Raw genomic sequence first — 22,822 nt, 5'->3', positions numbered from 1 at the left:
CCGGCCACGACGACGCCGACTGGGGGTCCGGCCACGACGGGCTCGACTGCGACGGCTCGGGCCACGACGGGCTCGACTGCGACGGCTCCGGCCAAGAGGGGCTCGACTGCCCGGCGTCGGGCCACGAGGAGGCGGGCTTGGTCGGCTCGGGCCACGACGGGCTCGACTGCGACGGCTCCGGCCATGAAGGGCTCGACTGCGAGGTGTCCGGCCACGCGGGGCTCGGCTGCGACGCGTCCGGCCACGACGGGCTCGACGGCGACGCCTCCGGCCACGGCTGCTGGGACGTCTGCGCGCCGCCGCGTCCACGCGAGGACGATCGCGGCGGGTCCTGCCATGAAGAGTCCTGGCGAGGCGCCTCGGGCCAGGATGTCGGCACCTCCGGCTGCGGCGTCTCGGGCCAGGACGTTGGCAGGTGTGGACCTCCGGAATTCTCCGTTGCCATTGCTGCCGTACCTCCCGAGGTTCTGTCCGGATTTAGTGCATCCGGCATGATCTCACGCGAGACCAGGGGTTCCGCAGGCAAACGAGCGAAGCCGTGCGGATCCGTCGGCGGGTCCTGCATGGGCAGGTTGCCGTACGGACGTTCTGGCTCAGCTGGGTAGACCACGGCGACGAGGTTAATCTAAAGGGACATATGAGGTCACAACGGATAGATCACCATCAGGTCTCACCGGACCTGAAGGATCCATTGTGCCCACTGGCCTCGATCGACGACCGGCATTCCGCCGAAGACGTGCGCTAGGCTTGACCTATGCGTTCCGCGACCCTGCTTCTTAGCGGGCCGCGACGGCTCTGACATCCTCTCGCCGTCGCGGCTGCCCCTCGTTGTGCGCACGAGGGGTTTTCTTATGGGTCCGATCCAATCCAGAAGGACAACCGCCGTGAGTGAGTACAACCCGCAGGCGCTGCAGGCCAAGTGGCAGCAGCGATGGGAGGAGCAAGACCCGTTCCGGGCCAGCGAAGACGCCGACGACCCCCGCGAGCGGCGCTACATGCTGGACATGTTCAGCTACCCCTCCGGTGACCTCCACATGGGCCATGGCGAGGTGTTCGCGCTGGCTGACGTCATCGCGCGCTACTGGTTCCACAAGGGGTACAACGTCCTGCACCCGATCGGCTGGGACTCCTTCGGTCTGCCGGCCGAGAACGCCGCCATCAAGCGGAACGCGCACCCCGCAGAGTGGACATACCGCAACATCGAGACGCAGGCCAACTCCTACCGGCGCTACGCCATCTCCTTCGACTGGTCGCGCCGCCTGCACACCAGCGACCCCGAGTACTACCACTGGAACCAGTGGCTGTTCATCCGCTTCTTCGAGCGCGGCCTGGCCTACCGCAAGGGCGGGCTGGTCAACTGGTGCCCCAACGACCAGACCGTGCTGGCCAACGAGCAGGTCGTGGCCGGCAAGTGCGAGCGCTGCGGCGCCGACGTGATCCGCCGCGAGCTGACCCAGTGGTACTTCAAGATCACTGACTACGCGCAGCGGCTGCTGGACGACATGGCCCAGCTGGACGGCTGGCCCGAGCGCCTGCTGACCATGCAGCGCAACTGGATCGGCCGCTCCGAGGGCGCCGACGTGCTGTTCGAGATCGAGGGCCGCGAGGAGCCGGTCCACGTCTACACCACGCGGCCCGACACCCTGTTCGGCGCGACGTTCTTCGTGGTCGCGGTGGACGCCCCGCTGGCCGACGAGATCGTCACCGACGAGCAGCGCGCCGCCTTCGAGGCCTACCGCGCCGAGGTCGCCAAGCTGAGCGACATCGAGCGGCTGGCCACGGACAAGGAGAAGACCGGCGTCTTCCTGGGCCGCTACGCGATCAACCCGGTCAACGGCGAGCGCATCCAGATCTGGGCGGCCGACTACGTGCTGTCCGACTACGGCCACGGCGCCATCATGGCCGTGCCCGCCCACGACCAGCGCGACCTGGACTTCGCGCTGAAGTTCGGGCTGCCGGTGAAGGTCGTCGTGCACACCGGCCTGGCCGACCCGGGCGAGACCGGCGAGGCCACCCCCGGCGAGGGCACGCTGGTCAACTCCGGGCCGCTGGACGGCCTGACCAAGACCGAGGCCATCGCCAGGATCATCGACGTCCTGGAGGTCGACGGCAAGGGCACCGGCGCGGTCAACTTCCGGCTGCGCGACTGGCTGCTGTCCCGCCAGCGCTACTGGGGCACGCCGATCCCGATCATCCACTGCGCCGACTGCGGCGAGGTCCCCGTCCCCGACGACCAGCTGCCGGTCACGCTGCCTGACATGCGCGGCGAGGCCCTGGCCCCCAAGGGCGTCTCCCCGCTGGCCTCGGCCACCGACTGGGTCAACGTCGAGTGCCCCAAGTGCGGCGGTCCCGCCCAGCGCGACACCGACACCATGGACACCTTCGTCGACTCGTCCTGGTACTTCCTGCGCTACACCTCGCCCGGCTACCAGGACGGTCCGTTCGACCCCGAGCAGGTGCGCAAGTGGGGCCCGATCGACCAGTACGTCGGCGGCATCGAGCACGCGGTGCTGCACCTGCTGTACTCGCGCTTCTTCACCAAGGTCCTGCACGACATGGGCATGGTCGACTTCACCGAGCCGTTCATGCGCATGATGAACCAGGGCCAGGTGATCAACGGCGGCAAGGCCATGTCGAAGTCCCTGGGCAACGGGGTCGACCTGGGCCAGCAGATCGACGACTTCGGCGTCGACGCCGTACGCCTGACCATGGTGTTCGCCGGCCCGCCGGAGGACGACATCGACTGGGCCGACGTCTCGCCGGCCGCGTCGCAGAAGTTCCTGGCGCGCGCGCTGCGCGTGATGAGCGAGGTGACCAGCGAGCCCGGCACGCCGTTCGCGGGCGGCGACACCGAGCTGCGCAAGGTCACCCACCACACGATCGACGAGGTCACCAAGCTGGTCGAGTCGCAGCGGTTCAACGTCGCGGTGGCGCGCATGATGGAGCTGACGTCGGCGGCCCGCAAGACCATCGACTCCGGTCCCGGCCCGGCCGACCCGGCCGTGCGCGAGGCGGCCGAGACGCTGGCCGTCCTGCTGTCGCTGGTCGCCCCGTACACCGCCGAGGAGGGCTGGGAGCGGCTGGGCCACGAGGGCGGCATCGCGCGCGTCGCCTGGCCGGTCGCCGAGCCGGAGCTGCTGGTGCAGGAGTCGGTGACGTGCGTCGTCCAGGTGGCCGGCAAGGTCCGCGACCGGCTGGAGGTCCCGCCGTCGATCACCGAGCCCGAGCTGAGGGCGCTGGCCCTGGGGTCGGACAAGGTGGCCGCCTACCTGTCGGGCGAGCCGCGCAAGGTGATCGTACGGGCGCCGAAGCTGGTCAACATCGTTCCCTGAGCGTTCTCAGAGGCGGCGCAGCGCCGGCAGCAGTTCCTTCTCGGCCCAGCCGAAGAAGGGCTGCTGCTGGTCGTGCCCGACCTGCACCAGCGCCACGTGCGTGTACCCGGCGTCGGTGTACTTCCTGACCGCCTCGACCACCGCGTCCACGTCGTCGCCGCACGGCACGCTCCCGGCCACGTCGTCGGGGCGGACGAACTCGGCGTACGCCGCGAAGTTCACCGGCCCCGGCAGCTCGGCCATGACCTTCCAGCCGGCCGCCGACCAGCGCCACAGCCGGTGGGCCCGCTCCTTGGCCGCCTCGGCGTCGGTGTCGTAGGCGATGGCGAGCTGCCCGTACACCGGCTTGCCCTCGCCTCCCTTGGACCTGAACCGCTCGACCACCTCGGGCATCGGCTCGTTGATCACCAGCACGTCGCCGAACTCGGCCGCGATGTCGGCCGAGCGGGTGCCCGAGGCGGCGATCCCGATCGGCACCTGCCGCTCCGGCAGGTCGTACAGCTTGGCCGAGTCCACGTCGTAGAACTCGCCCTGGTAGGTCAGGTAGTCGCCGCCGAACAGCTCCTTGATCACGTGCACGGCCTCGCGGAACATCCGGTGCCGCGTGTCCGCCGACGGCCAGCCCTCGCCGATGACGTGCTCGTTGAGGTTCTCGCCGGCGCCCAGGCCCAGCGTGAAGCGGCCCTTGCTGAGCACCCCCATCGTGGCGGCCTTCTGCGCGACGACGGCCGGGTGGTAGCGCATCATCGGGCACGTCACGTACGTCATGAGCGGCAGCCGCTCGGTGGCGTTGGCCACCGCGCCCAGCACCGACCACGCGTACGGCGCGTGGCCCTGCTCCTCCACCCACGGGAAGTAGTGGTCGGAGATGACCGCGTAGTCGAACCCCGCCCGCTCGGCGGTGACCGCGTCGTCCACGAGCTGCAGGGCCGGGGTCTGCTCGCACATCAGGGTGTAGCCGAAGTCTGCCATGATGTGCGGCTACCCGGAGATGTCGTGCTTAGTGGCTGAAAAGGGGAGATCATTCCCCTAGCTCCTCCACCACCAGGCCGAGCCCGATGCCCAGCAGCCAGACGTCCTTGGCGATGGCGATGCCCTGGGGCGACGGCCGCAGGCTGCCCTCCTGGCGCAGGCCCGGCGTCTTGACGTACAGGCCGATCAGCCCGCCCGCGAAGGCGGTCAGCGCGGCTCCCGCCAGCAACGACGGCACGAACGGGACCAGCAGCGCGACCCCGACGGCGATCTCCGCCTTCGACAGCAGCCGCACGAACGCCTCCGGATCCTGCTCGCGCAGGAACGGGAAGGCCGTGCTCGCCATGCCGTGCACACCGGTCGCCGTCTCCTTGTCGGCCTCGGCCTTGGACAGGCCGGAGTTCAGGATGAACGCGCCCGCCGCCATCCGGGTCGGCAGCTGGTGGGCGCGAGCGAAGATCCTCATCGTTCCTCCACAGGTCCACAGAGACGTGGAACCGCCCCCTGCCCATCCCCGGCGGCAGTAGCCTGACTTGACCAAGTCTTCAGGGACGCGCATTAGTGTGCAGCTGTGACAACTGGCGCATACCTGAGATATCCGCATGTGCATGGTGACCTGGTCACCTTCGTGGCCGACGATGATGTCTGGCTGGCGCCCGTGGAGGGCGGGCGTGCCTGGAGGTTCACCGCTGACCGCACCCCCGTCTCCTACCCCCGCTTCTCGCCCGACGGCGCGCGCATCGCCTGGACCAGCCATCGCGAGTGGGCGCCCGAGGTGTTCGCGGCCGAGGTCGACGGGCCCGAGGGCGAACGGCTGACCCACTGGGGGAACTGGACGACCCGCGCGTGCGGGTGGAGCCCCGGCGGCGACGTCCTCGCCATCAGCGCCACGGGCGCGAGCTCCCGTACGCGGACCTGGGCGTACGCGGTCCCGCTCGACGGCGGGCCGGCCGTACGGCTGCCGTACGGGTGGGTCAGCGAGGCCGTCGTCAGCCCGGGTGGGGCGGGCAAAGGCACGACTGGGAAGAGCACGGCCGGGAAGGACGCGGCCGGGAAGGGCGCGGGCCGCAAGGGCGGCAAGAGCGCGGGCGGCCGGGAGCGGGTCGCGACCGTGTCGCCCGTATGGCGCGAGCCGTCGCAGTGGAAGCGCTACCGGGGCGGCACCGCGGGCAAGATCTGGGTCGACGCCGAGGGGGACGGCGAGTTCACCAGGCTGTTCGCCGACAACCCCGCGCAGCACTGGTCGGTCATGTGGGTGGGCGAGCGCATCGTGTTCCTGGCCGACACCGACGGCGTCGGCAACCTGTACTCCTCCCTGCCCGACGGCTCCGACCTGCGCAAGCACACCTCGCACGAGGAGTTCTACGCCCGGCAGGCGGCCACCGACGGCCAGCGGGTGATCTACAGCCACGCCGGCGACCTGTGGCTGACGGACGGCCTCGACGCCGAGCCGCGCCGGCTGGAGATCAAGCTCGGCGGCCCGCGCCCGGCTCGCGCGCCGCGGCCGGTGCCCACGCGCGTCGGCGGGTTCTCGCCGGACGAGACGGGCCGCGCCAGCGCGGTCGAGATCCGCGGCACCGCCCACTGGGTGACCCACCGCGACGGGCCCGCGGGCGCGCTGCGGGTGGAGCCCGGGGTCCGGGTACGGCTGCCGCGCACCCTCGACGCCGACGGGCGGGCCATCTGGGTGTCGGACGCCACCGGCGAGGACGGCCTGGAGATCGGCGTCCCCGGCGGCGAGATCCGCACCCTGGCCGCCGGTGAGCTCGGCCGGGTGCTCCGGCTCGCCGCCTCACCCGACGGCAAGCACGCGGCCGTCGCCACGCACGACGGGCGGCTGCTGACCGTCAACCTCGAGTCCGGCACCATCCGCGAGCTGGACCGCACCACGCACGGCGACATCAGCGGGCTGACCTTCTCGCCGGACTCCGCCTGGCTGGCCTGGGAGCACCCGCACCACGAGCCGCTGTCGCAGATCAAGATGGGACGCCTCGACGGGACCTCGGTCATCGACGTGACGCCGCTGCGGTTCGCCGACTACGACCCGGTGTTCACCAAGGACGGCAAGCACCTGGCGTTCCTGTCGGTCCGCACGTTCGACCCGATCTACGACGCGCACGTCTTCGACCTGTCGTTCCCGGTGGGCTGCCGGCCGTACATCGTGCCGCTCCAGGCGACCACCCCCTCGCCCTTCGACCCGAGCCTCCAGGGCCGCGGCTTCAACGGCGAGGACGACAAGTCCTCCTCCTCGTCCTCCTCTTCCTCCTCCGACGAGGGCGCCAAGTCCTCGGACAAGCGGAAGGACGACGAGCCGCCGCGCACCGAGGTGGACCCCGAGGGGCTGGCCTCCCGCGTGGTGCCGGTGCCCGTGCCCGCCGCCCGCTACGGCAACCTGCGCACTGCCAAGGACGCGCTGCTCTGGCTGCGCTACCCGGTCGCCGGGCAGCTCGGTGACGGCACCGAGTCCTCGGCCGAGATCGTCCTGGAACGCTACGACCTCAAGAAACGCTGCAAGGCGGAGCTGGGCAAGGAGCTGCGCGCCTTCGAGGTCAGCGGCGACGGCACCAGGCTCGTCCTCAACGGCAAGAACGGCCTGCAGACCCGCACCGCGCAGGAGTCGGAGGAGGTCGTCACCATCGACCTCGACCGGGTCACCGTCAAGATCGACCCGGTCGCCGAGTGGCAGCAGAGCTACGCCGAGGCCGGACGCCTGATGCGCGACCACTTCTGGCGCGCGGACATGAACGGCGTCGACTGGCAGGGCGCCCTCGACCGCTACGCCCCGCTCGTCGAGCGGATCGGCGCCTACTCCGAGCTCATCGACCTGCTCTGGGAGGTGCAGGGCGAGCTCGGCACGTCACACGCGTACGCGCGGCCCAGCGGCGCCCCCTTCGACAAGCGCCGCCGCCAGGGCCTGCTCGGCGCCGACCTCGACCGCGACCCCGACGGCGTGTGGCGGGTCACCCGCATCCTGCCCGGCGAGTCGTCCGACCACGACGCCCGCTCGCCGCTCCTCGCCCCGGGCGTCGCCGTGCGCGAGGGCGACGCGATCATCGCCGTCGGTGGCCGTCCCGTCGATCCCGTACGCGGGCCGCTGGCGTCCCTGGCCGGCACGGCCGGCCAGCCCATCGAGCTGACCGTGCGCCCCGCGTCCGGCGGCGAGACCCGCCGGGTGGTGGTCACGCCCGTCCCCGACGAGACGCAGCTGCGCTACCACGACTGGGTCGAGGGCCGGCGCGCCTTCGTCCACTCGCTGTCGGAGGGACGGGTCGGCTACCTGCACGTTCCCGACATGGTCGCCTCCGGGTGGGCCCAGTTCCACCGCGACCTGCGTACGGAGATGGCCCGCGAGGGCCTGGTCGTGGACGTGCGCGAGAACGGCGGCGGGCACACCTCCGAGCTCGTCCTGGAGAAGCTGTCCCGCAAGGTCTCCGGCTGGGCGCATGCCCGCGGCTACGAGCCGACCCGCTATCCCGAGGACTCCCCGCGCGGCCCCATCGTGGCCGTCACGGACGAGTTCGCCGGCTCCGACGGTGACATCGTCAGCGCCGGCATCAAGAACCGCGGCATCGGGCCGCTGGTCGGCATGCGGACATGGGGCGGCGTCATCGGCATCGACTCGCGGTACGCGCTGGTCGACGGCACGGTCGTCACACAGCCGCGCTACTCGTTCTGGCTGGAGGGGCCGGGATGGGGGGTGGAGAACTACGGCGTGGACCCCGACATCGAGGTGGAGATCACCCCGCAGGACCGGGTCGCGGGACGGGACCCGCAGCTGGAGAAGGCGGTCGAACTGGCACTGGCCGCCCTGGAGGAACGGCCCGCCGCGACGCCGCCGGAGCTGCCGCCTCTCCGGGGGTGAAATCCACTCCCCTGGGGGAGATCTACGGCGTGCGTCGCTCTCCGGGCGCACGCCGTTACACAGCGCTCCAGTACGCTTTGTGTCATGAACGACCCGCAGTGCCAGGCACCCCCCTTTATCGTGCAGGGCATCGAGCTCGCGACGCGCGAGGACATCACGATCACCCAGCGCGCGAACGCGACCATGATCAACGCTCTTCGTGAGGATCTGCGTGACGTGGAGACACGCCTGACCACGAGGATGGACACAAAGTTCGCTGAGGTGGACGCGCAGTTCGACACGGTAAATGCGAGACTCGACAAGATGGACGGGAGACTCGACAAGATGGACGGCCAGCTGACCGCCATCCTCGCCGCAGTCAGTAAGTAACCTCCTCCGGCGCGTGGTCCCCCCTCAGCCGCCGCAGAATCTCCTCCAGTATCGGCTCGGTGGTGGCGAAGTTCAGCCGCACGAAGTTCGCCCCGCCGGGCCCGAACGTGGCGCCGTCGCTCAGCAGGACCTTGGCGTCGCGTACGAGCTCCTCCTGCACCCCGGGCCGCCCGTAGTCGAGCCACGCCAGGTAGGTGGCCTCCGGGACGCGGTAGGTGACGTCGCTGGGCAGGCCGTCGGCGATCGCCTTGCGGTTGCGGTCGAGCAGGGCGACGGTCCGCTCCAGCCAGGCGTCCCCGTGCCGCCAGGCCGCCACCGTCGCCTCGACCCCGAACAGGTTCGGCGACCCGAACACGAACGGCGGCATCTCATCCAGCGCCTTCCGCATCTCGGGCGAGCCGATGTGCGCGACGCAGCAGCGGATGCCGCCCAGGTTGAAGGCCTTGGTGGCGGAGGTCAGCGTGACGGTCCGCTCGGGCAGGATGCCGGCGAACGAGACGTGCCGGTGCGGCGCGAACACCAGGTCCGCGTGGATCTCGTCGGAGATCACCAGCAGGTCGTGCCGCTCGGCGACCTCGGCCAGCTCCTCCAGCTCCTTTCGGGTGAAGACCCGCCCCGTGGGGTTGTGCGGGTTGACCAGCAGCAACACCCGGCAGCCCGTGAGGTCGGGCAGCTCCGGCCGCCACGAGGCGCCGTCCGGCACCATCTGAATGGGGTGGAGCGGCCGCTCCATGGTCTCCAGCGTGCCGAGGAACGGCGGGTAGGCCGGCGTGTGCACCGCGACGCCCTCACCGGGACGGGTCCAGACGTGCAGCAGCACCTGGAGGGCCTGGTTGATGTCCGAGTAGCTGCGCACGTGCTCCGGGACGGGCTGCCAGGCGTAGCGCGTGGCCATCCGCTCGGCGAACGCCTCCGCCAGGGGAGCGCAGTGCGGGCTGTCCAGCCAGGTGGGGTAGCCGAGGTCGCCTTGGGCGCGGTGTCGCAGGGCGTTGACGACTTCCGGGGCGGTGGGGAGGTCCATGTCGGCGATCCAGGCCGGGATGACACCAGGGCCAGCTTTGGCCCATTTGAATCCGTCGTGTGTTGCCTTTAAGTCCTTTGCCCGCTTTGTGTCGGTCACGTGGTCATTGTAGAAACCCCAATACCGCGACCCTCAGGAACCTGCGGGTGACGCGCGGAGACGGCCTGCCCGTGTCGGGGTCGCTGGGTGTTCGAGAGCGACGGGTCGCTACGGACGTGCGCGGCAGGGGGCGACAACTTGGGGCGACAACTTGATGGGTGCTCGGGGGCGGACCGTGGAGGCGGAGCGTGGCGGCGGCGGGCTACAAAGCGGCGGGCCACAAAGCGCGGCTTACAAGATCGGCGGGCTACAAAAGCGGGGGCTACAAAAGCGGGGGCTACGAGAGCGGCGGCTCACAAGATCGGCGGTTCACGCGAATGCGGCCCCTCGCTTCTCCGCGCACGCCAAAACGCCCTCTCCTATGAGCGGGTACGGCAAACGGAGCGCTTGCCGTACCCCGGAGGGGCGGAGGGCATGACGCAGGGGCGGGCCTACGACATACCTCATGAGCGGCCGACGGCCGCGGTGTTGCTGAGCCGGCCTGCGGGTGCTGTCAGAGGCGGCGCAGGACCGCTACGACCTTGCCCAGGACGCTGGCCTCGTCGCCGGGGATCGGGTCGTAGTTGGGGTTGTGCGGGACCAGCCAGACGTGGCCGTCCTTGCGCTTGAACGTCTTGACCGTCGCCTCGCCGTCGATCATGGCGGCCACGATGTCGCCACTCTCGGCGACCGGCTGCTGGCGCACGACGACCCAGTCGCCGTCGGCGATGGCGGCCTCGATCATCGAGTCACCGGCGACCTGCAGGAGGAACAGGGTGCCTTCGCCGACCAACTGCTTGGGCAGAGCGAAGACGTCCTCGACGCTCTCCTCGGCGAGGATCGGGCCACCGGCGGCGATGCGACCGACAAGGGGGACATAGGCGGCCGTGGGCCTGTTCACGGTGGGCTCGGAGTCGTTGGCGTCGGGGTCGACCCAGAGGACCGGCTCGCCGGGCAGGCGCACCTCAAGAGCGCGCGGCCGGTGCGGGTCGCGTCTCAGGTAGCCCTTGCGCTGCAACGCCGTCAGCTGATGCGACACGCTGGACGTGCTGGTCAGTTGCACGGCCTCGCCGATCTCACGCATGGACGGCGGGTATCCGCGCTGTTGCACGGAGTCTCGGATCACCTCGAGAATCTTGCGTTGCCTGGGCGTCAGGCCCAGGGAGTCACGCCGACGCACCGCGAGGTCACTGACCCCGTTGGCGTCATCCCGATCGCTCATGCTCTGCCTCCTCGCCCGGCGGGCCGCCCCACCGGCGGTTCTCCCGATCCGTGGTCTTCATGTCGCACACAGCGACCGTATCGCTGTTGAAGATCATCTTCAAACAATTGTTCGAGTCTTCCTCGAAATTGTCGGCAGCGTGGTGTAGAACATCGTACGGGAGTTCGATCGACACCGTGTTCGATTTGCCGATCTTTATTGGGTCTTTTTTTCGGGCCGGGACGGCGTGGGAGGTCAATCATGCGAGCGACCACAATCACAGATGCCACCAGCGACGACGTCAAGCGGCTCATGCTGGTCGCGGACGCGACCCGCAGGGACAGGCCCGGCAACAAGGGCGATGAGGGGCGCGGGGGCGGCGATCCCGTTGATCGGCCCAGTTTCGAACGCGAGGCTCCCGGGTCCCGTATCCGTGATCGGAGGGCCGGTTCCGGCCGTCCCGGTGATCGTGGTGCTGACTCTGGTGAGGATCGGTGTTCTGGTGATCGTTGGGCGGGGGCCGGTGGACATCGCCGTCGTGGCGGAGCGGGCGTGACCCGGCCTGACGGTGAGGATGTCCGTCACGGCGGGGGAGAGGATAGGCCCGGGAGCGGACGCGGGGACGGCCCTGAGCGTCCCGAGCGCCCGGAGGGGCGTCCGCGTGGAAATGGCGGACGTTCTGGTAGTTCGAGAGGTGAGGACGGCTCCGAGCGGGCGGGCAGGCGTCCGCACGCGGACGGCGGGCGTCCCGCGGGCGGTGTCCGGGCCGGCGGGGAGCATGGCGCCGCCGGTGAGCGTGCCGGTGCCGAACGGGCTCCCGGTGGGCACGCCGGTGACGAGCGGACCACTGGTCGGCGTGCCGCCGGTGAGCGCGTCGCCGGCGAGCGTACTGGTGGTGAGCGGGGCGTTGGTGGGCGTACTGGTGGTGACCGGGTTGCCGGTGGGCGTGCCTCCGGCGGGCGCGCCGGCGGTGGGGTGTCCCGTGCGGGGGCTGCCCGCCGCAGGGCGGAGGCCCAGGGGCGGCCGATGCTGTGGCTGGTGCCTCCGCCGCGTCCTGACGTTGACGACACGCCGACGTCGCCTGGGGGAGTACGGCCTCCCAGCGCGTACGGACGTACGGAGGAAGGCGAAGAGTCGGTGCGCCCCGGGCGGCCGGGGGAGAGGCGGCCCCGAGGCGCGGGCGGCCACGCTCGCGAGCGGAATGGCCGCGAGACGATCGGGCGTGAATCGGGCGGGCGTGAAGCAGGTGGTCGTGAGGCGAGCGGGCGTGGGGTGAGTGGCCGCGAGACAAGCGGTCGTGAGGTGAGCGGTTGCGACGCGGGCGGACGTGAGGCGGGCGTCGCCGAGCAGGAGACCGAGGTCAAGACGCGGGAAGGGAGCCTGAGGGGGAGGGAAAGGGGCGGCCTGTACATGCGCCGCCCTCGCAGGAAGACTGTTCCGTCGGCCGAGAAGACCCGGCTGACCAGGCGGCGGGCGCGCGCGACACGGCAGCCGCACCGCAACCCTCCCGTGCGCCTGACCCGCAGGGGCCGGGCGGTGCTGGTGATGGCCATGGCGCTGCTGTCCCTGGGCGGCTTCTGGCTGGGCACCCGCGCGGCCGGGCAGGCGGCCGAGGCGCCTCCGGCTCCGAGCCACGCGGGCTTGCCGTGGGTGACGGTCCATGAGGGCGACACGTTGTGGAAGATCGCCGACGCGATGGCCTCCGACGACGGCGACCCGGCCGCGGTGGCGAACGAGATCAGGCGGCTGAACGGCCTGCCCGACTCGCTCATCCGTCCCGGAACCCGCCTGTACCTGCCGAGCGCCCGCGCCCTCCCGTAGGGATCACCAAGTCGGCGCCCGCGCTCTCCGCCGAGCCCGCGAGCGCGCTCGCGCTCCACAGTCCTCGCGTCCCCTGTCCATGCCCCCTTGCCTTCGACAAGCACGGACGGGCGCCTGTGGTGCCTGCCGCCGCTCGAAAGCCGCGAGCCGGAAGCCGGAAGCCGGAAGCTGAACGTCACCAGCCGACGAGGCCTATTACGGTCGCGGCGAGCTGGGGTTCCAGGCAGCGTCCGCCGACCGAAACGGTGGGTGTCGAGGTGTGCGACCACCCACGTGCCACCACAGACGCCTGTGAGTCGTGTTCACCCACGTGAGAGCCGCCAACCGAAGTGACGCCCGAGCCCTCCCAGTCGCGACACGCCCGGGACAAGTCGGATGTCGTCGCGCTGATCAGCGACTTCGACGCGAACCCCTCGGCCAACTTGCGTTCATGGTCGCGCGCTTCTACGGTTGGACCACAACATCTAGTAGTTGCACCGATGTAGTTCACCACACCTTGTGTTTCCGTGACCGCATCATGACGAGTCATGGTGCGTGCGCGAGCGTACGCACGCAAGAGCTTTACGCCTGTGGTGGCCGCGTGGGCTGGGAGGGCGGGAAGCGTGCACTGTCCGTTCTGTCGTCATCCTGACACGAGGGTCATCGACAGCCGCTCCACCGAGGACGGCGCGGCCATCCGGCGCCGCCGTACCTGTCCGGAATGCGGGCGAAGGTTCACCACGCAGGAGACCGTACTGCTGATGGTGAGCAAGCGCAGCGGAGTGACGGAGCCGTTCTCGCGCGACAAGGTCGTCGCGGGCGTGCGGAGGGCCTGCCAGGGCAGGCCGGTGAGCGAGGATTCGCTGGCCCAGCTCGGGCAGCGGGTCGAGGAGGCCATCCGGGCCAAGGGTGCGGCCGAGATCCCCTCCAACGAGGTGGGGCTGGCGATCCTGGGTCCGCTGCGGGAGTTGGACGAGGTGGCCTACCTGCGGTTCGCATCGGTATATCGCGGTTTCGAGAGCCTGGCGGACTTCGAGGCCGAGATCGAACAGTTGAAGGCGGAGAAGGGGGAGTCATGACGGAGACGGCCAGCGGTTCAGTCGCGCGCGGAGGTAAGCGTCCGCGTAAGGGGCTGAAGATGAAGCGCATCTTCACCAAGCCCGGCGTGCACCCATATGACGAGATCGAGTGGGAGCGCCGCGACGTCGTCATGACCAACTGGAGGGACGGCTCGATCAACTTCGAGCAGCGGGGGGTCGAGTTCCCCACGTTCTGGTCGGTCAACGCCGCGAACATCGTGACGACCAAGTACTTCCGCGGCGCCGTCGGCACCCCTCAGCGGGAGTGGAGCCTGAAGCAGCTCGTGGACCGCGTCGTCGGGGTCTACACGAGGACCGCGGTGGAGAACGGCTACTTCGCCAGCGACGAGGACGCCGAGATCTTCGACCACGAGCTGAAGCACGCGCTGGCGCACCAGGTGTTCGCGTTCAACTCGCCGGTCTGGTTCAACGTGGGCACCGCGAGCCCGCAGCAGGTGTCGGCCTGCTTCATCCTGGCCGTCGACGACACCATGGAGTCGATCCTCGACTGGTACAAGGAAGAGGGCGTGATCTTCAAGGGCGGCTCGGGCTCGGGGGTCAACCTGTCCCGCATCCGCTCCTCCAAGGAGCTGCTGTCCAGCGGCGGCACCGCCAGCGGTCCGGTGAGCTTCATGCGCGGCGCCGACGCCAGCGCCGGGACGATCAAGTCCGGCGGCGCGACGCGGCGGGCGGCCAAGATGGTCGTGCTCGACGTCGATCACCCCGACATCGAGGAGTTCATCGAGACCAAGGCCCGCGAGGAGGACAAGGTACGCGCGCTGCGCGACGCCGGGTTCGACATGGACCTCGGCGGCAAGGACATCGTCAGCGTCCAGTACCAGAACGCCAACAACTCGGTGCGCGTCTCCGACGAGTTCATGCGCGCGGTCGAGGACGGCGGCGACTTCGCGCTGCGCGCCCGCCTCAGCGGCGAGGTGATCGAGAAGATCGACTCGCGCGAGCTGTTCCGCAAGATGGCCAAGGCGGCCTGGGAGTGCGCCGACCCCGGCGTCCAGTACGACGACACGATCAATGATTGGCACACCACCCCGGAAACCGGGCGCATCACGGCGTCCAATCCGTGTTCGGAATATGTGCACCTGGACAACTCGTCCTGCAATCTCGCCTCGATCAATCTCCTTAAGTTCCTCAAGGACGACAACTCTTTCGATGTCGCCAATTTCGTGAAATTGACTGAGCTGATCATTACGGCGATGGACGTGTCGATCACGTTCGCCGACTTCCCCACCGAGAAGATCGGCGAGACCACCCGCGCCTACCGTCAGCTCGGCATCGGCTACGCCAACCTCGGCGCGCTGCTCATGGCCACCGGCCACGCCTACGACTCCGACGGCGGCCGGGCCGTGGCCGGGGCGATCACGTCCCTGATGACCGGTGTGTCCTACCGTCGCAGCGCCGAGCTGGCCGGCGTCGTGGGCCCGTACGAGGGTTACGCCCGCAACGCCGAGCCGCACAAGCGGATCATGCGCAAGCACGCCGCGGCCAACGACGACCTGCGCACGGTCGGCGCCATGGACGCCAAGATCCACAACGAGGCGTCCCGCCAGTGGTCGGAGTGCCTCAAGGTCGGCGAGAAGAACGGCTACCGCAACGCCCAGGCCAGCCTGCTCGCGCCCACCGGTTGTCTTACCGGTGAGACTCTGATCACCACCGACCGTGGTCTCATCCGGCTGTCGGAGATCGCCGACGTGTACGGCGACCGCTGGCAGGACCTGGACCTCACGGTCTCCACGGACGAGGGGCCACGCCGGGCGACGAAGTTCTTCGTCAACGGTGAGGAGCCGACGCGTTCGATCAGGACTGCGGGCGGTTATCGGATCCAGGGCACTCTCACCCACCGGGTGAAGGTCGTGGAGCAGGCCACCGGTGCGTGGGTCTGGAAGCGCATGGCCGACCTGTCCGAGGGCGATGTGGTGCCGATGCAGCTGCGGACCCTGGTCGGGGAGCCGCGCGAGGTGCCGCTTCCCGTGCTGGACCAGGCGTACTACACCGATGATCGCAACGTCAGGGTGCCCGGCGCCGTCTCCGAAGAGCTCGCCGAGCTGGTGGGCTACTTCATGGGGGGCGGCAGCCTGCACAGCAAGGGCATCAGGCTCTGTGTCGCGGACGCGGACCTTGACGTCGTGGAGCGGCTGCGGGTCGTTTCCAAGTCGCTGTTCAACCTGGAGCCGGTCGTCACGCAGCGAGAGGGCTACCACGAGGTAACCCTGCAGTCCGTACGCCTGGCACGTTGGTGGGAGGCGTCGGGCTTCGCCAAGGAACTGCCCGGAACCGACCACTCCGGCAAGGGCTGGACCCCGCGGATCCCTTCGGCGATTCTTGAGGCCAACGACCCGGTCGTCTACGCGGCCTTCCTGCGCGGCCTGTTCGAGGCCGACGGCACGGTGATCGACGGAGTGCCCAGTCTCAGCACCGCTTCGGAGTCGTTCGCGGGCGAGATCCGCACCCTGCTCCTCTCCCTGGGCCTCATCGCCACCACCAGGACGACGGTCAGCGGGCTCGGCAGCGACATCCACCAGGTGCGGCTGAGGAACATCGATCAGGCGCTGGCCCATGACGAGATCGTCGGCTTCCTCGGCGAGCGCAAGGCCAGGTCGCTCGCGTTCGCCGAGCCGAACCGCTCCGGCAAGAAGGATCACGTCTTCCTGCCGCGTGAGGTCTGGGAGCAGCTCGTCCCCGTGGGACACGCGGCTCGTGACGCGATCCTGCAGTCGCTGCGCAAGACCGGCGGAGTGCCCCGGATGGCCGCGAGCCGGCTGTTCGAGGAGAAGCGAGACGATCGGCTGGCACACGCCCTGAACTACGCCTTCGAGACCGTCGTGGCGAACGAGGACGGCGGCGTCCAACCTACCTATGATCTGTCGGTTCCCGACAACGTCACGTACGTCGCGAACGGCATGGTCAGTCACAACACCATCGGCCTGATGATGGACTGCGACACCACCGGCATCGAGCCCGACCTGGCGCTGGTCAAGTTCAAGAAGCTCGTCGGCGGCGGATCGATGCAGATCGTCAACCAGACGATCCCGCGCGCGCTCAAGCAGCTCGGCTACCAGCAGGAGCAGATCGAGGCCATCGTCGAGTACATCGCCGAGCACGGCCACGTCGTCGACGCCCCCGGCCTGCGCACGGAGCACTACGAGGTGTTCGACTGCGCGATGGGCGAGCGGGCCATCGCCCCGATGGGGCACGTGCGGATGATGGCGGCGGCGCAGCCGTTCCTGTCCGGCGCGATCTCCAAGACCGTCAACCTGCCCGAGTCGGCCACGATCGACGACATCGAGCAGGTGTACCTGGAGGGCTGGCGGCTCGGCCTCAAGGCTCTGGCCGTGTACCGCGACAACTGCAAGGTCGGCCAGCCGCTGTCCGCCGGAGGCAAGAAGGAGACCGAGGTCGCCGCTGTCGCCGCGGCCGAGCCCGAGGTGCGGGTCATCGAGGTCAACCGGCCCACCCGGCGCCGGATGCCCAACCAGCGCCCGAGCACGACCACCCGCTTCACGGTCGGCGGCGCCAAGGGCTACATGACCGCCTCGTCCTACCCCGACGACGGGCTCGGCGAGGTCTTCCTGAAGATGTCCAAGCAGGGCTCGACGCTGGCGGGCGTCATGGACGCCTTCTCGGTGGCGATCTCGATAGGGCTCCAGTACGGCGTGCCGCTCGAGACGTACATGAGCAAGTTCGTCAACATGCGCTTCGAGCCGGCCGGGATGACGGACGACCCCGACATCCGGATGGCCACCTCGGTGATGGACTACATCTTCCGCAGGCTGGCCCTCGACCACCTCCCGTACGACGAGCGGGCGGCCCTGGGCATCTTCTCGGCGGCCGAGCGCGCGGCGCAGCAGCGCGGCGAGGACCCGGCGGCGCTCCAGGAGACGGTCGACCGCGAGGCGCTCGCGCAGTCGGCGCCCATAGAGGCGGTCCAGGAGGAGCCCAAGGCCGAGCCGGTGGCCAGGGAGCTGACGCTGGAGAGCCACCAGCGCTTCACCGCCGACGCGCCGCTCTGCATGACGTGCGGCACGAAGATGCGGCCCGCGGGAAGCTGCTACGTCTGCGAGGGCTGCGGCTCCACCAGCGGCTGCAGCTGAATTTCAGGCTCCAGCTAGATGTGAAATGCCTGCTCGGCAAAGGGGCGTCGGAGACATGCCGACGCCCCCGTTCACAAAATCTGGTGCCAGTTGTTGCGCTTGACGCAACCGACGGTTGGCGGTGCGGTTGGACGATCAGTACGCGACGTACTTGACGTACCTAAGGTGACATGGCACCGTGGAGGTGTGCTTCGCTGGGAGGTTTCGTCGTGACCGCTGTTCACTTCGACAGCTATACAGAAGCTCGCGCACATCTCAAGGCGCTTTTGGATGCGGCCGAGAGAGGTCGCGTGGCAACGGTGCGTCGTGAGTCGGCCGTGACCGCCTTCGTGGATGTTGAAAGACTCCGGCACTACCTCGCGGTGGTCACTCCCTCTCGAGCACAGGTGCTTCCTGAAGCCGGCGGCTGGTCGGTTTTCATTCCGGGGCTACCTGTCGCCGCGGACGGTGCGACCTTTGATCAAGCCATCGCAGAGATGATCGAGGGCCTGCGTGAGTACGCGGAGGATTGGCAGAGCCGCCTGCTCGACGCGCCGAACCACCGCGAGAACTGGGGGCTTGTGCAGTTGATCAGCCTCAGTGATGACGAGCAACTGCGCGAATGGCTGGTAGGAAAGGGCCGGTGAGCTGGCCCCAGCCTGCCCGTGAGCATCACGACCGCTTCTGTCGGATCGAGGGCTGGCGTCAGGTGCGGAATGCCCGGGGAGGAACGGGGACGCACCATGTCACCTACGAGCTGGATCTTGCCGATGGCGGAATTCTGAGAACCCGGATCTCTCATCCGGTCGACCGAAGCACCTACGGCCCGGGTATTTGGAGTCATATTCTCCGCGATCAGCTTCAGGTGGACGAGGCGACCTTCTGGGCGTGCGTTCAGAACGAGGTGAGACCCGATCGCGGAGCCCCCGAGTTGCCATCGGAGGCCCTGCCCGCAGACCTCGTGTTCATGTTGATCTCCAGGGTGAATCTTGACGAGACGACCGTGGCGGGGATGAGCAAGGAGGAGGCCATCGCGCGACTCCAGAAGTACTGGATCGACGGGGTCTGATCCTGAGGAATACCGCCTCTCTCGAATAGGTGCCCTGCCCCAGTACTGTGATCGCCTGAAGGGGGCCGGACGTCACTCCGGCCCCCTTCACGCGCGCTCCGGGCCGTGCGGTGTGGCACGCCGTTCGGTTTCGCGCGCCGTCCGGTGTGGCACGCCGTGCCGTGTCGCGCCCGCTCGGCGGGCCGGCAATTGCGCCGCAGGCGCGCTGATCGCCGACATGCCGGTCCGGCGTGGGTGGCCTGCGGCTACGGGCTGGCGGGAGGGCGTGCCGTCCCTGTCCCGTGACGTTATGGGCCTGGGGCAACGGTTCTTTCGGGCCTGCCGATCTTGGATCAGGGGCGGGGCGGTTGCGGGCGAACGTCGTTCCGTGGTCTCGTTGGTCGCAGCATCGGCGGGCACGACAGCGGACGGTGACGATGGAGCAGCCGGTCGGGGAACTGCTGCGCGGCTGGCGCCACCGGCGCGGCCTCACCCAGGCCGGCCTCGCCGACCGGGCCGCGGTGTCGGCGCGGCACGTCAGCTCCGTCGAGACCGGCCGGAGCGTGCCCAGCCGCCCCATGGTGCTGCGGCTGTCGGAGCACCTCGGCGTGCCTGTGCACGTGCGCAACCAGCTCCTGATCGCCGCCGGTCACGCGCCCATCTATCCCGGGCGTCCGGCCGGGGATCCCGAACTGTGCAGGGCGTACGAGGCGCTCCAGCAGATCCTGCGCGGCCACGAGCCCTACCCGGCCCTGGCCCTGGACCGCTGCTGGAACCTGATGCTGGCCAACGACGCCGTGAACGTCTTCCTCGACGACGTGGCCCCCGCCCTCCTGAAGCCGCCGGTGAACATGATGCGGCTCGGCCTGCACCCCGACGGGTTCGCGTCGCGCGTCCGCAATCTGGGGCAGGTCCGGGCGTACCTGCTGCCGCGCCTGGCCAGGCAGGCCGCCCGTACGGGGGATCCGCAGCTCAGCGCCCTGTACGAGGAGCTGCTGTCGTACGGGGTCGGCGGGGAGCAGCCGGGGCCGCCCGATCCCGCCGACATCGCGCTGCCCGTGCGCATCCTCCACCAGGGGGACGAGCTTCGCTTCTTCAGTACGATCACGACGTTCGGGGCGGCGTTCGACATCGCGCTCGACGGGGTCGTGGTGGAGGCGTACTTCCCGGCCGACGCCGAGACCACGCGGCTCCTCACGAGAGCGGGGTGAATGGTGCGGTCCGTGGGTGTCCCTTGGCGGGTGGTGACCGTCTTCGACCTGCGGTACAGCGCCGCGTCCCTGCGGAAGGGCCGACGGACGGGACGCAGACCGGAGCCGACGCCGATCCGCCGTACGGTCGCCGTGTACATGTGGGCGAGGGTCAACTCCCGCGACCGGTGGGTGTCCCGGTGGGCGGCCGGCGAAGAGCGGCAGGCCCGGCAGCGGCTACGGCTGACGCTGGGGACGATCCGGCAGAGGGTCAACGCCACGGCCGCCGGGCGGCTCGCTCTGGAGGCGGCGGATGACGTCGACGTCGTCCCCGCACGGCATCGCCGCAACGGCCTCTGGCTGGGCTGACGCCTCTGTCGGGTGGCCGAGCCGATCGCCGGCCCGGCGGCGATCGGTCGCCGGTGGGCAGGGGCGGGTCAGTACGCGACCGTGAAGCGGGTGCGGTGGTGCCGGGGGCGCTCGGCCTCGTCGATCAGCGCCACCGCCAGGTCCTCCGTCGAGATGTGCGACCTGCCGCCGTCGTCCACGAGCAGTTCGTCGGCGCCCAGCCGGTAGCGGCCGGTGCGCTCGCCGGGCGCCAGGGTGGCGGGCGGGCTCAGGTACGTCCAGTCCACGCCCTCGGCCGCCGCGCGGCAGGCGGCGAGCTGGTCGTCGCAGGCCAGCGCGATCTTCCGGTACGCGGGCAGCATGTAGCGCGGGTCGTCCAGCACGGTGCGTCCGCCGGTGCCGGGAACGGTCAGGCCGCCGGCGCCGCCGACGAGCAGCAGCCGGGTCCGGGTGCCCGCCAGCAGCGCCTTGGCGGTGGTGACCAGGTCCTGTTCGCTGCCGTCCGGCGGGCGGGTGGCGCTGATCACGAGGTCCTGGCCGGCGCTGAGCCTGGCGACGTCCTCGACGTGGGTGGCGTTCCCGACGACAAGGCCCCCCGCAAGGCCACCCTCAAGGCCACCCTCAAGGCCAGCCCCAAGGCCAGCCCCGAGGTCGGCTGCGGGGCCGCCCACGGAGCCGCGCACATAGCCGGGGCGCGGGGAGCGGGCGACGGCGGTGACGTTGTGGCCGCGGGACAGCGCCTCCGCGACGACCCGGCTGCCCACCCCTCCGGCAGCTCCGAAAACAGTGATGCGCATGACGGATCTCCTCAGCGGACGAGAGCGGGCGAACGGACAGGACGGACAGGACGGGGAGGACGGGGAGTGCGGGGCTTGAGCTGGGCCGTGACCAGGGCGGCCAGCACGACGACCGCGCCCGCCCCCTGCGCCAGGGTCAGCGACTGCCCGAGCGCCAGCCACCCCAGCGTCGTGGCGACCAGCGGGCTGAGCAGTCCCAGGAACGTCACGTGCGTGGGCGACAGCTCGCGGATCCCGCGGAACCACAGCGCGTACGCGATGGCCGAGCCGATGATCGTGAGGTAGGCGTACCCGAGCAGGTTGGAAGAGGTCAGGACGGCGGGCGGCGGGCCTTCGACGAGCAGTGCCACGGGCGCCAGCAGCACGCCGCCGGCCACGAGCTGCCAGCCGGTCGTCGCCAGCAGGGGCGCTGGCGAGGTCCAGCGCTTGCTGAGGACGACTCCGGTCGCCATGACGGCGGCCCCGCCGAGGGCGGCGGCGATGCCGGCGGCGTCCAGGCGGGCGTCGGCCCGCAGGACGAGCAGGCTCACCCCGATCACTCCGGCGACGGCGGCGATGATCGTGCGCGGGGTCAGCCGTTCGCCGAGCAGCCCGGACGACAGGCCCGCGACGAGGAGGGGCTGCACCGCGCCGATCGTCGCCGCGACGCCGCCGGGCAGGCGGTACGCGCCGATGAACAGCAACGCGTTGAACGCTCCGATGTTGAGCGCCCCCAGCACCAGTGACCGCCACCACCACACGCCGCGCGGCAGGTGGCGGGTGATGAGCAGCAGCAACAGTCCGGCGGGCAGGGCGCGTACGACCGCGGCGAGGAGCGGGCGGCCGGGTGGCAGCAGTTCGGTGGTGACCAGGTAGGTGGTCCCCCAGATGGCGGGGGTCAGCGCGGTCACGAGGATCAGGGACAGTCGATTTCTTAGCACTAAGACAATATATCTCAGCACTAAGGTATTTGTCTCACCGCTAAGATGATTGTGTGACGGATCACGTGGACCGGATTCTGGAGCAGTGGGCCAAGGAGCGTCCCGACCTGGACGTGTCGCCGATGGCCGTGATCGGGCGGCTGTCGCGGCTGACGCGGCTGATCAGCGCGGAGCTGGAGCGCACGTTCGGGGCGCACGGGCTCGACCGGGCGTCGTTCGACGTGCTCGCCACGCTGCGCCGCAGCGGCAGGGCGCTGACGGCGGCCGAGCTCATGCAGGCGGCCATGATCACCTCGGGCGCGGTCACCCAGCGGCTCGACCGGCTCCAGGGGCGCGGCCTGGTGACCCGCACGCCCAGCGAGAGCGACAAGCGCGTTGTGCACGTGGCGCTCACCGCCGAGGGGCGCGCGCTGATCGACCGCGCGCTCCCCGACCACGTGGAGACCGAGCACCGCCTGCTCGCGGCGCTCACCGAGGAGCGCAGGGAGTCGCTCGCGAACGACCTGCGCGACCTCCTGGAGTCCCTGGGGGACGGGAAGAGCGATCAGACCGGCGGCACGAGCGTGAAGTAACGGTCGAGCACCTCCCGGTCGCCGCGCACGCCGAGCCGTCCGGCCGGGAGACGCCGCCACAGGAACAGCATGAGGTCCGACGCCGTCCCCGCCACCTCGACATCGCACTCGCCCAGGTCGGCGGGGGGGGGCGCCTCCCCCCCAC

At 70.0% G+C, this 22,822-nt stretch carries 18 protein-coding genes and 1 pseudogene; 12 read left to right on the top strand and 7 right to left on the bottom strand.

Annotated elements, in window-relative coordinates:
- Positions 1 to 605: pseudogene (locus tag KME77_RS13735) on the top strand (hypothetical protein); the annotation flags it as partial.
- Positions 606 to 884: 279 nt separating this feature from the next.
- On the top strand, positions 885 to 3,332 hold the full coding sequence (gene leuS, locus KME77_RS13730) for a leucine--tRNA ligase (RefSeq protein ID WP_372451172.1): 2,448 nt from the start codon (positions 885 to 887) through the stop codon (positions 3,330 to 3,332).
- Between the two features lie 6 nt (positions 3,333 to 3,338).
- On the opposite strand, the gene KME77_RS13725 is transcribed toward leuS, so the two are convergent.
- Together KME77_RS13725 and KME77_RS13720 are read right to left on the bottom strand one after the other, a co-directional pair.
- Positions 3,339 to 4,304 (bottom strand): TIGR03557 family F420-dependent LLM class oxidoreductase, encoded by a 966-nt coding sequence (locus KME77_RS13725; RefSeq protein ID WP_219466742.1) that lies wholly within the window; start codon positions 4,302 to 4,304, stop codon positions 3,339 to 3,341.
- 49 nt (positions 4,305 to 4,353) lie between these two features.
- Entirely contained in the window at positions 4,354 to 4,770 is a 417-nt protein-coding gene (locus tag KME77_RS13720; RefSeq protein ID WP_219466740.1) for a hypothetical protein, read from the bottom strand.
- 162 nt (positions 4,771 to 4,932) lie between these two features.
- On the opposite strand from KME77_RS13720, the gene KME77_RS13715 reads away from it, so the two are divergent.
- Complete coding sequence (locus KME77_RS13715; RefSeq protein ID WP_308250693.1) at positions 4,933 to 8,166, top strand: S41 family peptidase; 3,234 nt, start codon at positions 4,933 to 4,935, stop codon at positions 8,164 to 8,166.
- Between the two features lie 84 nt (positions 8,167 to 8,250).
- Positions 8,251 to 8,535, top strand: a complete 285-nt coding sequence (locus KME77_RS13710) for a hypothetical protein (protein ID WP_219466733.1) — start codon at positions 8,251 to 8,253, stop codon at positions 8,533 to 8,535.
- Here KME77_RS13710 and KME77_RS13705 read toward each other — a convergent pair.
- A complete protein-coding gene (locus KME77_RS13705; RefSeq protein WP_219466732.1) occupies positions 8,525 to 9,556 on the bottom strand; it encodes a MalY/PatB family protein in 1,032 nt (343 codons plus the stop codon). The two genes, KME77_RS13710 and KME77_RS13705, sit on opposite strands and share 11 nt — an antisense overlap.
- Positions 9,557 to 10,148: 592 nt before the next feature.
- Complete coding sequence (lexA, locus tag KME77_RS13700) at positions 10,149 to 10,856, bottom strand: transcriptional repressor LexA (protein ID WP_219466717.1); 708 nt, start codon at positions 10,854 to 10,856, stop codon at positions 10,149 to 10,151.
- 1,281 nt (positions 10,857 to 12,137) lie between these two features.
- Here lexA and KME77_RS30290 point away from each other — a divergent pair.
- The 7 genes from KME77_RS30290 to KME77_RS13665 all read left to right on the top strand — a co-directional run bounded on the left by KME77_RS30290 (position 12,138) and on the right by KME77_RS13665 (position 20,409).
- A complete protein-coding gene (locus tag KME77_RS30290; protein ID WP_219466716.1) occupies positions 12,138 to 12,656 on the top strand; it encodes a LysM peptidoglycan-binding domain-containing protein in 519 nt (172 codons plus the stop codon).
- 602 nt (positions 12,657 to 13,258) lie between these two features.
- Entirely contained in the window at positions 13,259 to 13,714 is a 456-nt protein-coding gene (gene nrdR / locus KME77_RS13690) for a transcriptional regulator NrdR (protein ID WP_219466714.1), read from the top strand.
- Positions 13,711 to 17,823, top strand: a complete 4,113-nt coding sequence (locus KME77_RS13685; protein ID WP_219466699.1) for a vitamin B12-dependent ribonucleotide reductase — start codon at positions 13,711 to 13,713, stop codon at positions 17,821 to 17,823. The genes nrdR and KME77_RS13685 overlap by 4 nt, the downstream gene beginning before the upstream one ends.
- Positions 17,824 to 18,032: 209 nt before the next feature.
- Positions 18,033 to 18,449, top strand: coding sequence for a RelB antitoxin-like protein (locus KME77_RS13680; RefSeq protein ID WP_219466696.1), 417 nt, complete (start codon positions 18,033 to 18,035; stop codon positions 18,447 to 18,449).
- Complete coding sequence (locus tag KME77_RS29285) at positions 18,446 to 18,871, top strand: cytotoxic translational repressor of toxin-antitoxin stability system (protein WP_246609715.1); 426 nt, start codon at positions 18,446 to 18,448, stop codon at positions 18,869 to 18,871. The genes KME77_RS13680 and KME77_RS29285 overlap by 4 nt, the downstream gene beginning before the upstream one ends.
- Positions 18,872 to 19,287: 416 nt before the next feature.
- Positions 19,288 to 20,061 carry a helix-turn-helix transcriptional regulator gene (locus KME77_RS13670; RefSeq protein WP_219466694.1) on the top strand — a complete coding sequence of 258 codons (774 nt, stop codon included), beginning with the start codon at positions 19,288 to 19,290 and terminating at the stop codon, positions 20,059 to 20,061.
- A gap of 12 nt (positions 20,062 to 20,073) precedes the next feature.
- The gene (locus KME77_RS13665; protein WP_219466692.1) at positions 20,074 to 20,409 is read left to right on the top strand and encodes a hypothetical protein; all 336 of its coding nucleotides are present in this window, start codon (positions 20,074 to 20,076) and stop codon (positions 20,407 to 20,409) included.
- A 68-nt stretch (positions 20,410 to 20,477) separates the two neighbouring features.
- Here KME77_RS13665 and KME77_RS13660 read toward each other — a convergent pair whose 3' ends face one another.
- Both KME77_RS13660 and KME77_RS13655 read right to left on the bottom strand, forming a co-directional pair.
- Positions 20,478 to 21,185, bottom strand: coding sequence for an NAD(P)-dependent oxidoreductase (locus KME77_RS13660; RefSeq protein WP_219466690.1), 708 nt, complete (start codon positions 21,183 to 21,185; stop codon positions 20,478 to 20,480).
- An 11-nt stretch (positions 21,186 to 21,196) separates the two neighbouring features.
- Positions 21,197 to 22,105 (bottom strand): EamA family transporter, encoded by a 909-nt coding sequence (locus KME77_RS13655; RefSeq protein ID WP_219466689.1) that lies wholly within the window; start codon positions 22,103 to 22,105, stop codon positions 21,197 to 21,199.
- A 53-nt stretch (positions 22,106 to 22,158) separates the two neighbouring features.
- On the opposite strand from KME77_RS13655, the gene KME77_RS13650 reads away from it, so the two are divergent.
- Positions 22,159 to 22,677 (top strand): MarR family winged helix-turn-helix transcriptional regulator, encoded by a 519-nt coding sequence (locus KME77_RS13650; RefSeq protein WP_219466687.1) that lies wholly within the window; start codon positions 22,159 to 22,161, stop codon positions 22,675 to 22,677.
- Here the strand turns inward: KME77_RS13650 and KME77_RS30495 are convergent.
- On the bottom strand, positions 22,650 to 22,793 hold the full coding sequence (locus KME77_RS30495; protein ID WP_219466745.1) for a hypothetical protein: 144 nt from the start codon (positions 22,791 to 22,793) through the stop codon (positions 22,650 to 22,652). The two genes, KME77_RS13650 and KME77_RS30495, sit on opposite strands and share 28 nt — an antisense overlap.
- Positions 22,794 to 22,822 lie beyond the last annotated feature (29 nt).

This window comes from Nonomuraea rhizosphaerae (assembly GCF_019396405.1).
Classification (GTDB): domain Bacteria; phylum Actinomycetota; class Actinomycetes; order Streptosporangiales; family Streptosporangiaceae; genus Nonomuraea; species Nonomuraea rhizosphaerae.
Note: the sequence above shows the minus strand (reverse complement) of the source record. Positions and strands in the feature narration are given on the sequence as shown.

Excerpts from the sequence above, each read along its gene's own strand:
- KME77_RS13710 (WP_219466733.1), top strand. The coding sequence starts at position 8,251 with ATGAACGACCCGCAGTGCCAGGCACCCCCCTTTATCGTGCAGGGCATC.
- KME77_RS13670 (WP_219466694.1), top strand. The coding sequence starts at position 19,288 with ATGGAGCAGCCGGTCGGGGAACTGCTGCGCGGCTGGCGCCACCGGCGC.
- KME77_RS13725 (WP_219466742.1), bottom strand. The coding sequence starts at position 4,304 with ATGGCAGACTTCGGCTACACCCTGATGTGCGAGCAGACCCCGGCCCTG.
- KME77_RS13685 (WP_219466699.1), top strand. The coding sequence starts at position 13,711 with ATGACGGAGACGGCCAGCGGTTCAGTCGCGCGCGGAGGTAAGCGTCCG.
- lexA (WP_219466717.1), bottom strand. The coding sequence starts at position 10,856 with ATGAGCGATCGGGATGACGCCAACGGGGTCAGTGACCTCGCGGTGCGT.
- KME77_RS13660 (WP_219466690.1), bottom strand. The coding sequence starts at position 21,185 with ATGCGCATCACTGTTTTCGGAGCTGCCGGAGGGGTGGGCAGCCGGGTC.
- KME77_RS13705 (WP_219466732.1), bottom strand. The coding sequence starts at position 9,556 with ATGGACCTCCCCACCGCCCCGGAAGTCGTCAACGCCCTGCGACACCGC.
- KME77_RS13720 (WP_219466740.1), bottom strand. The coding sequence starts at position 4,770 with ATGAGGATCTTCGCTCGCGCCCACCAGCTGCCGACCCGGATGGCGGCG.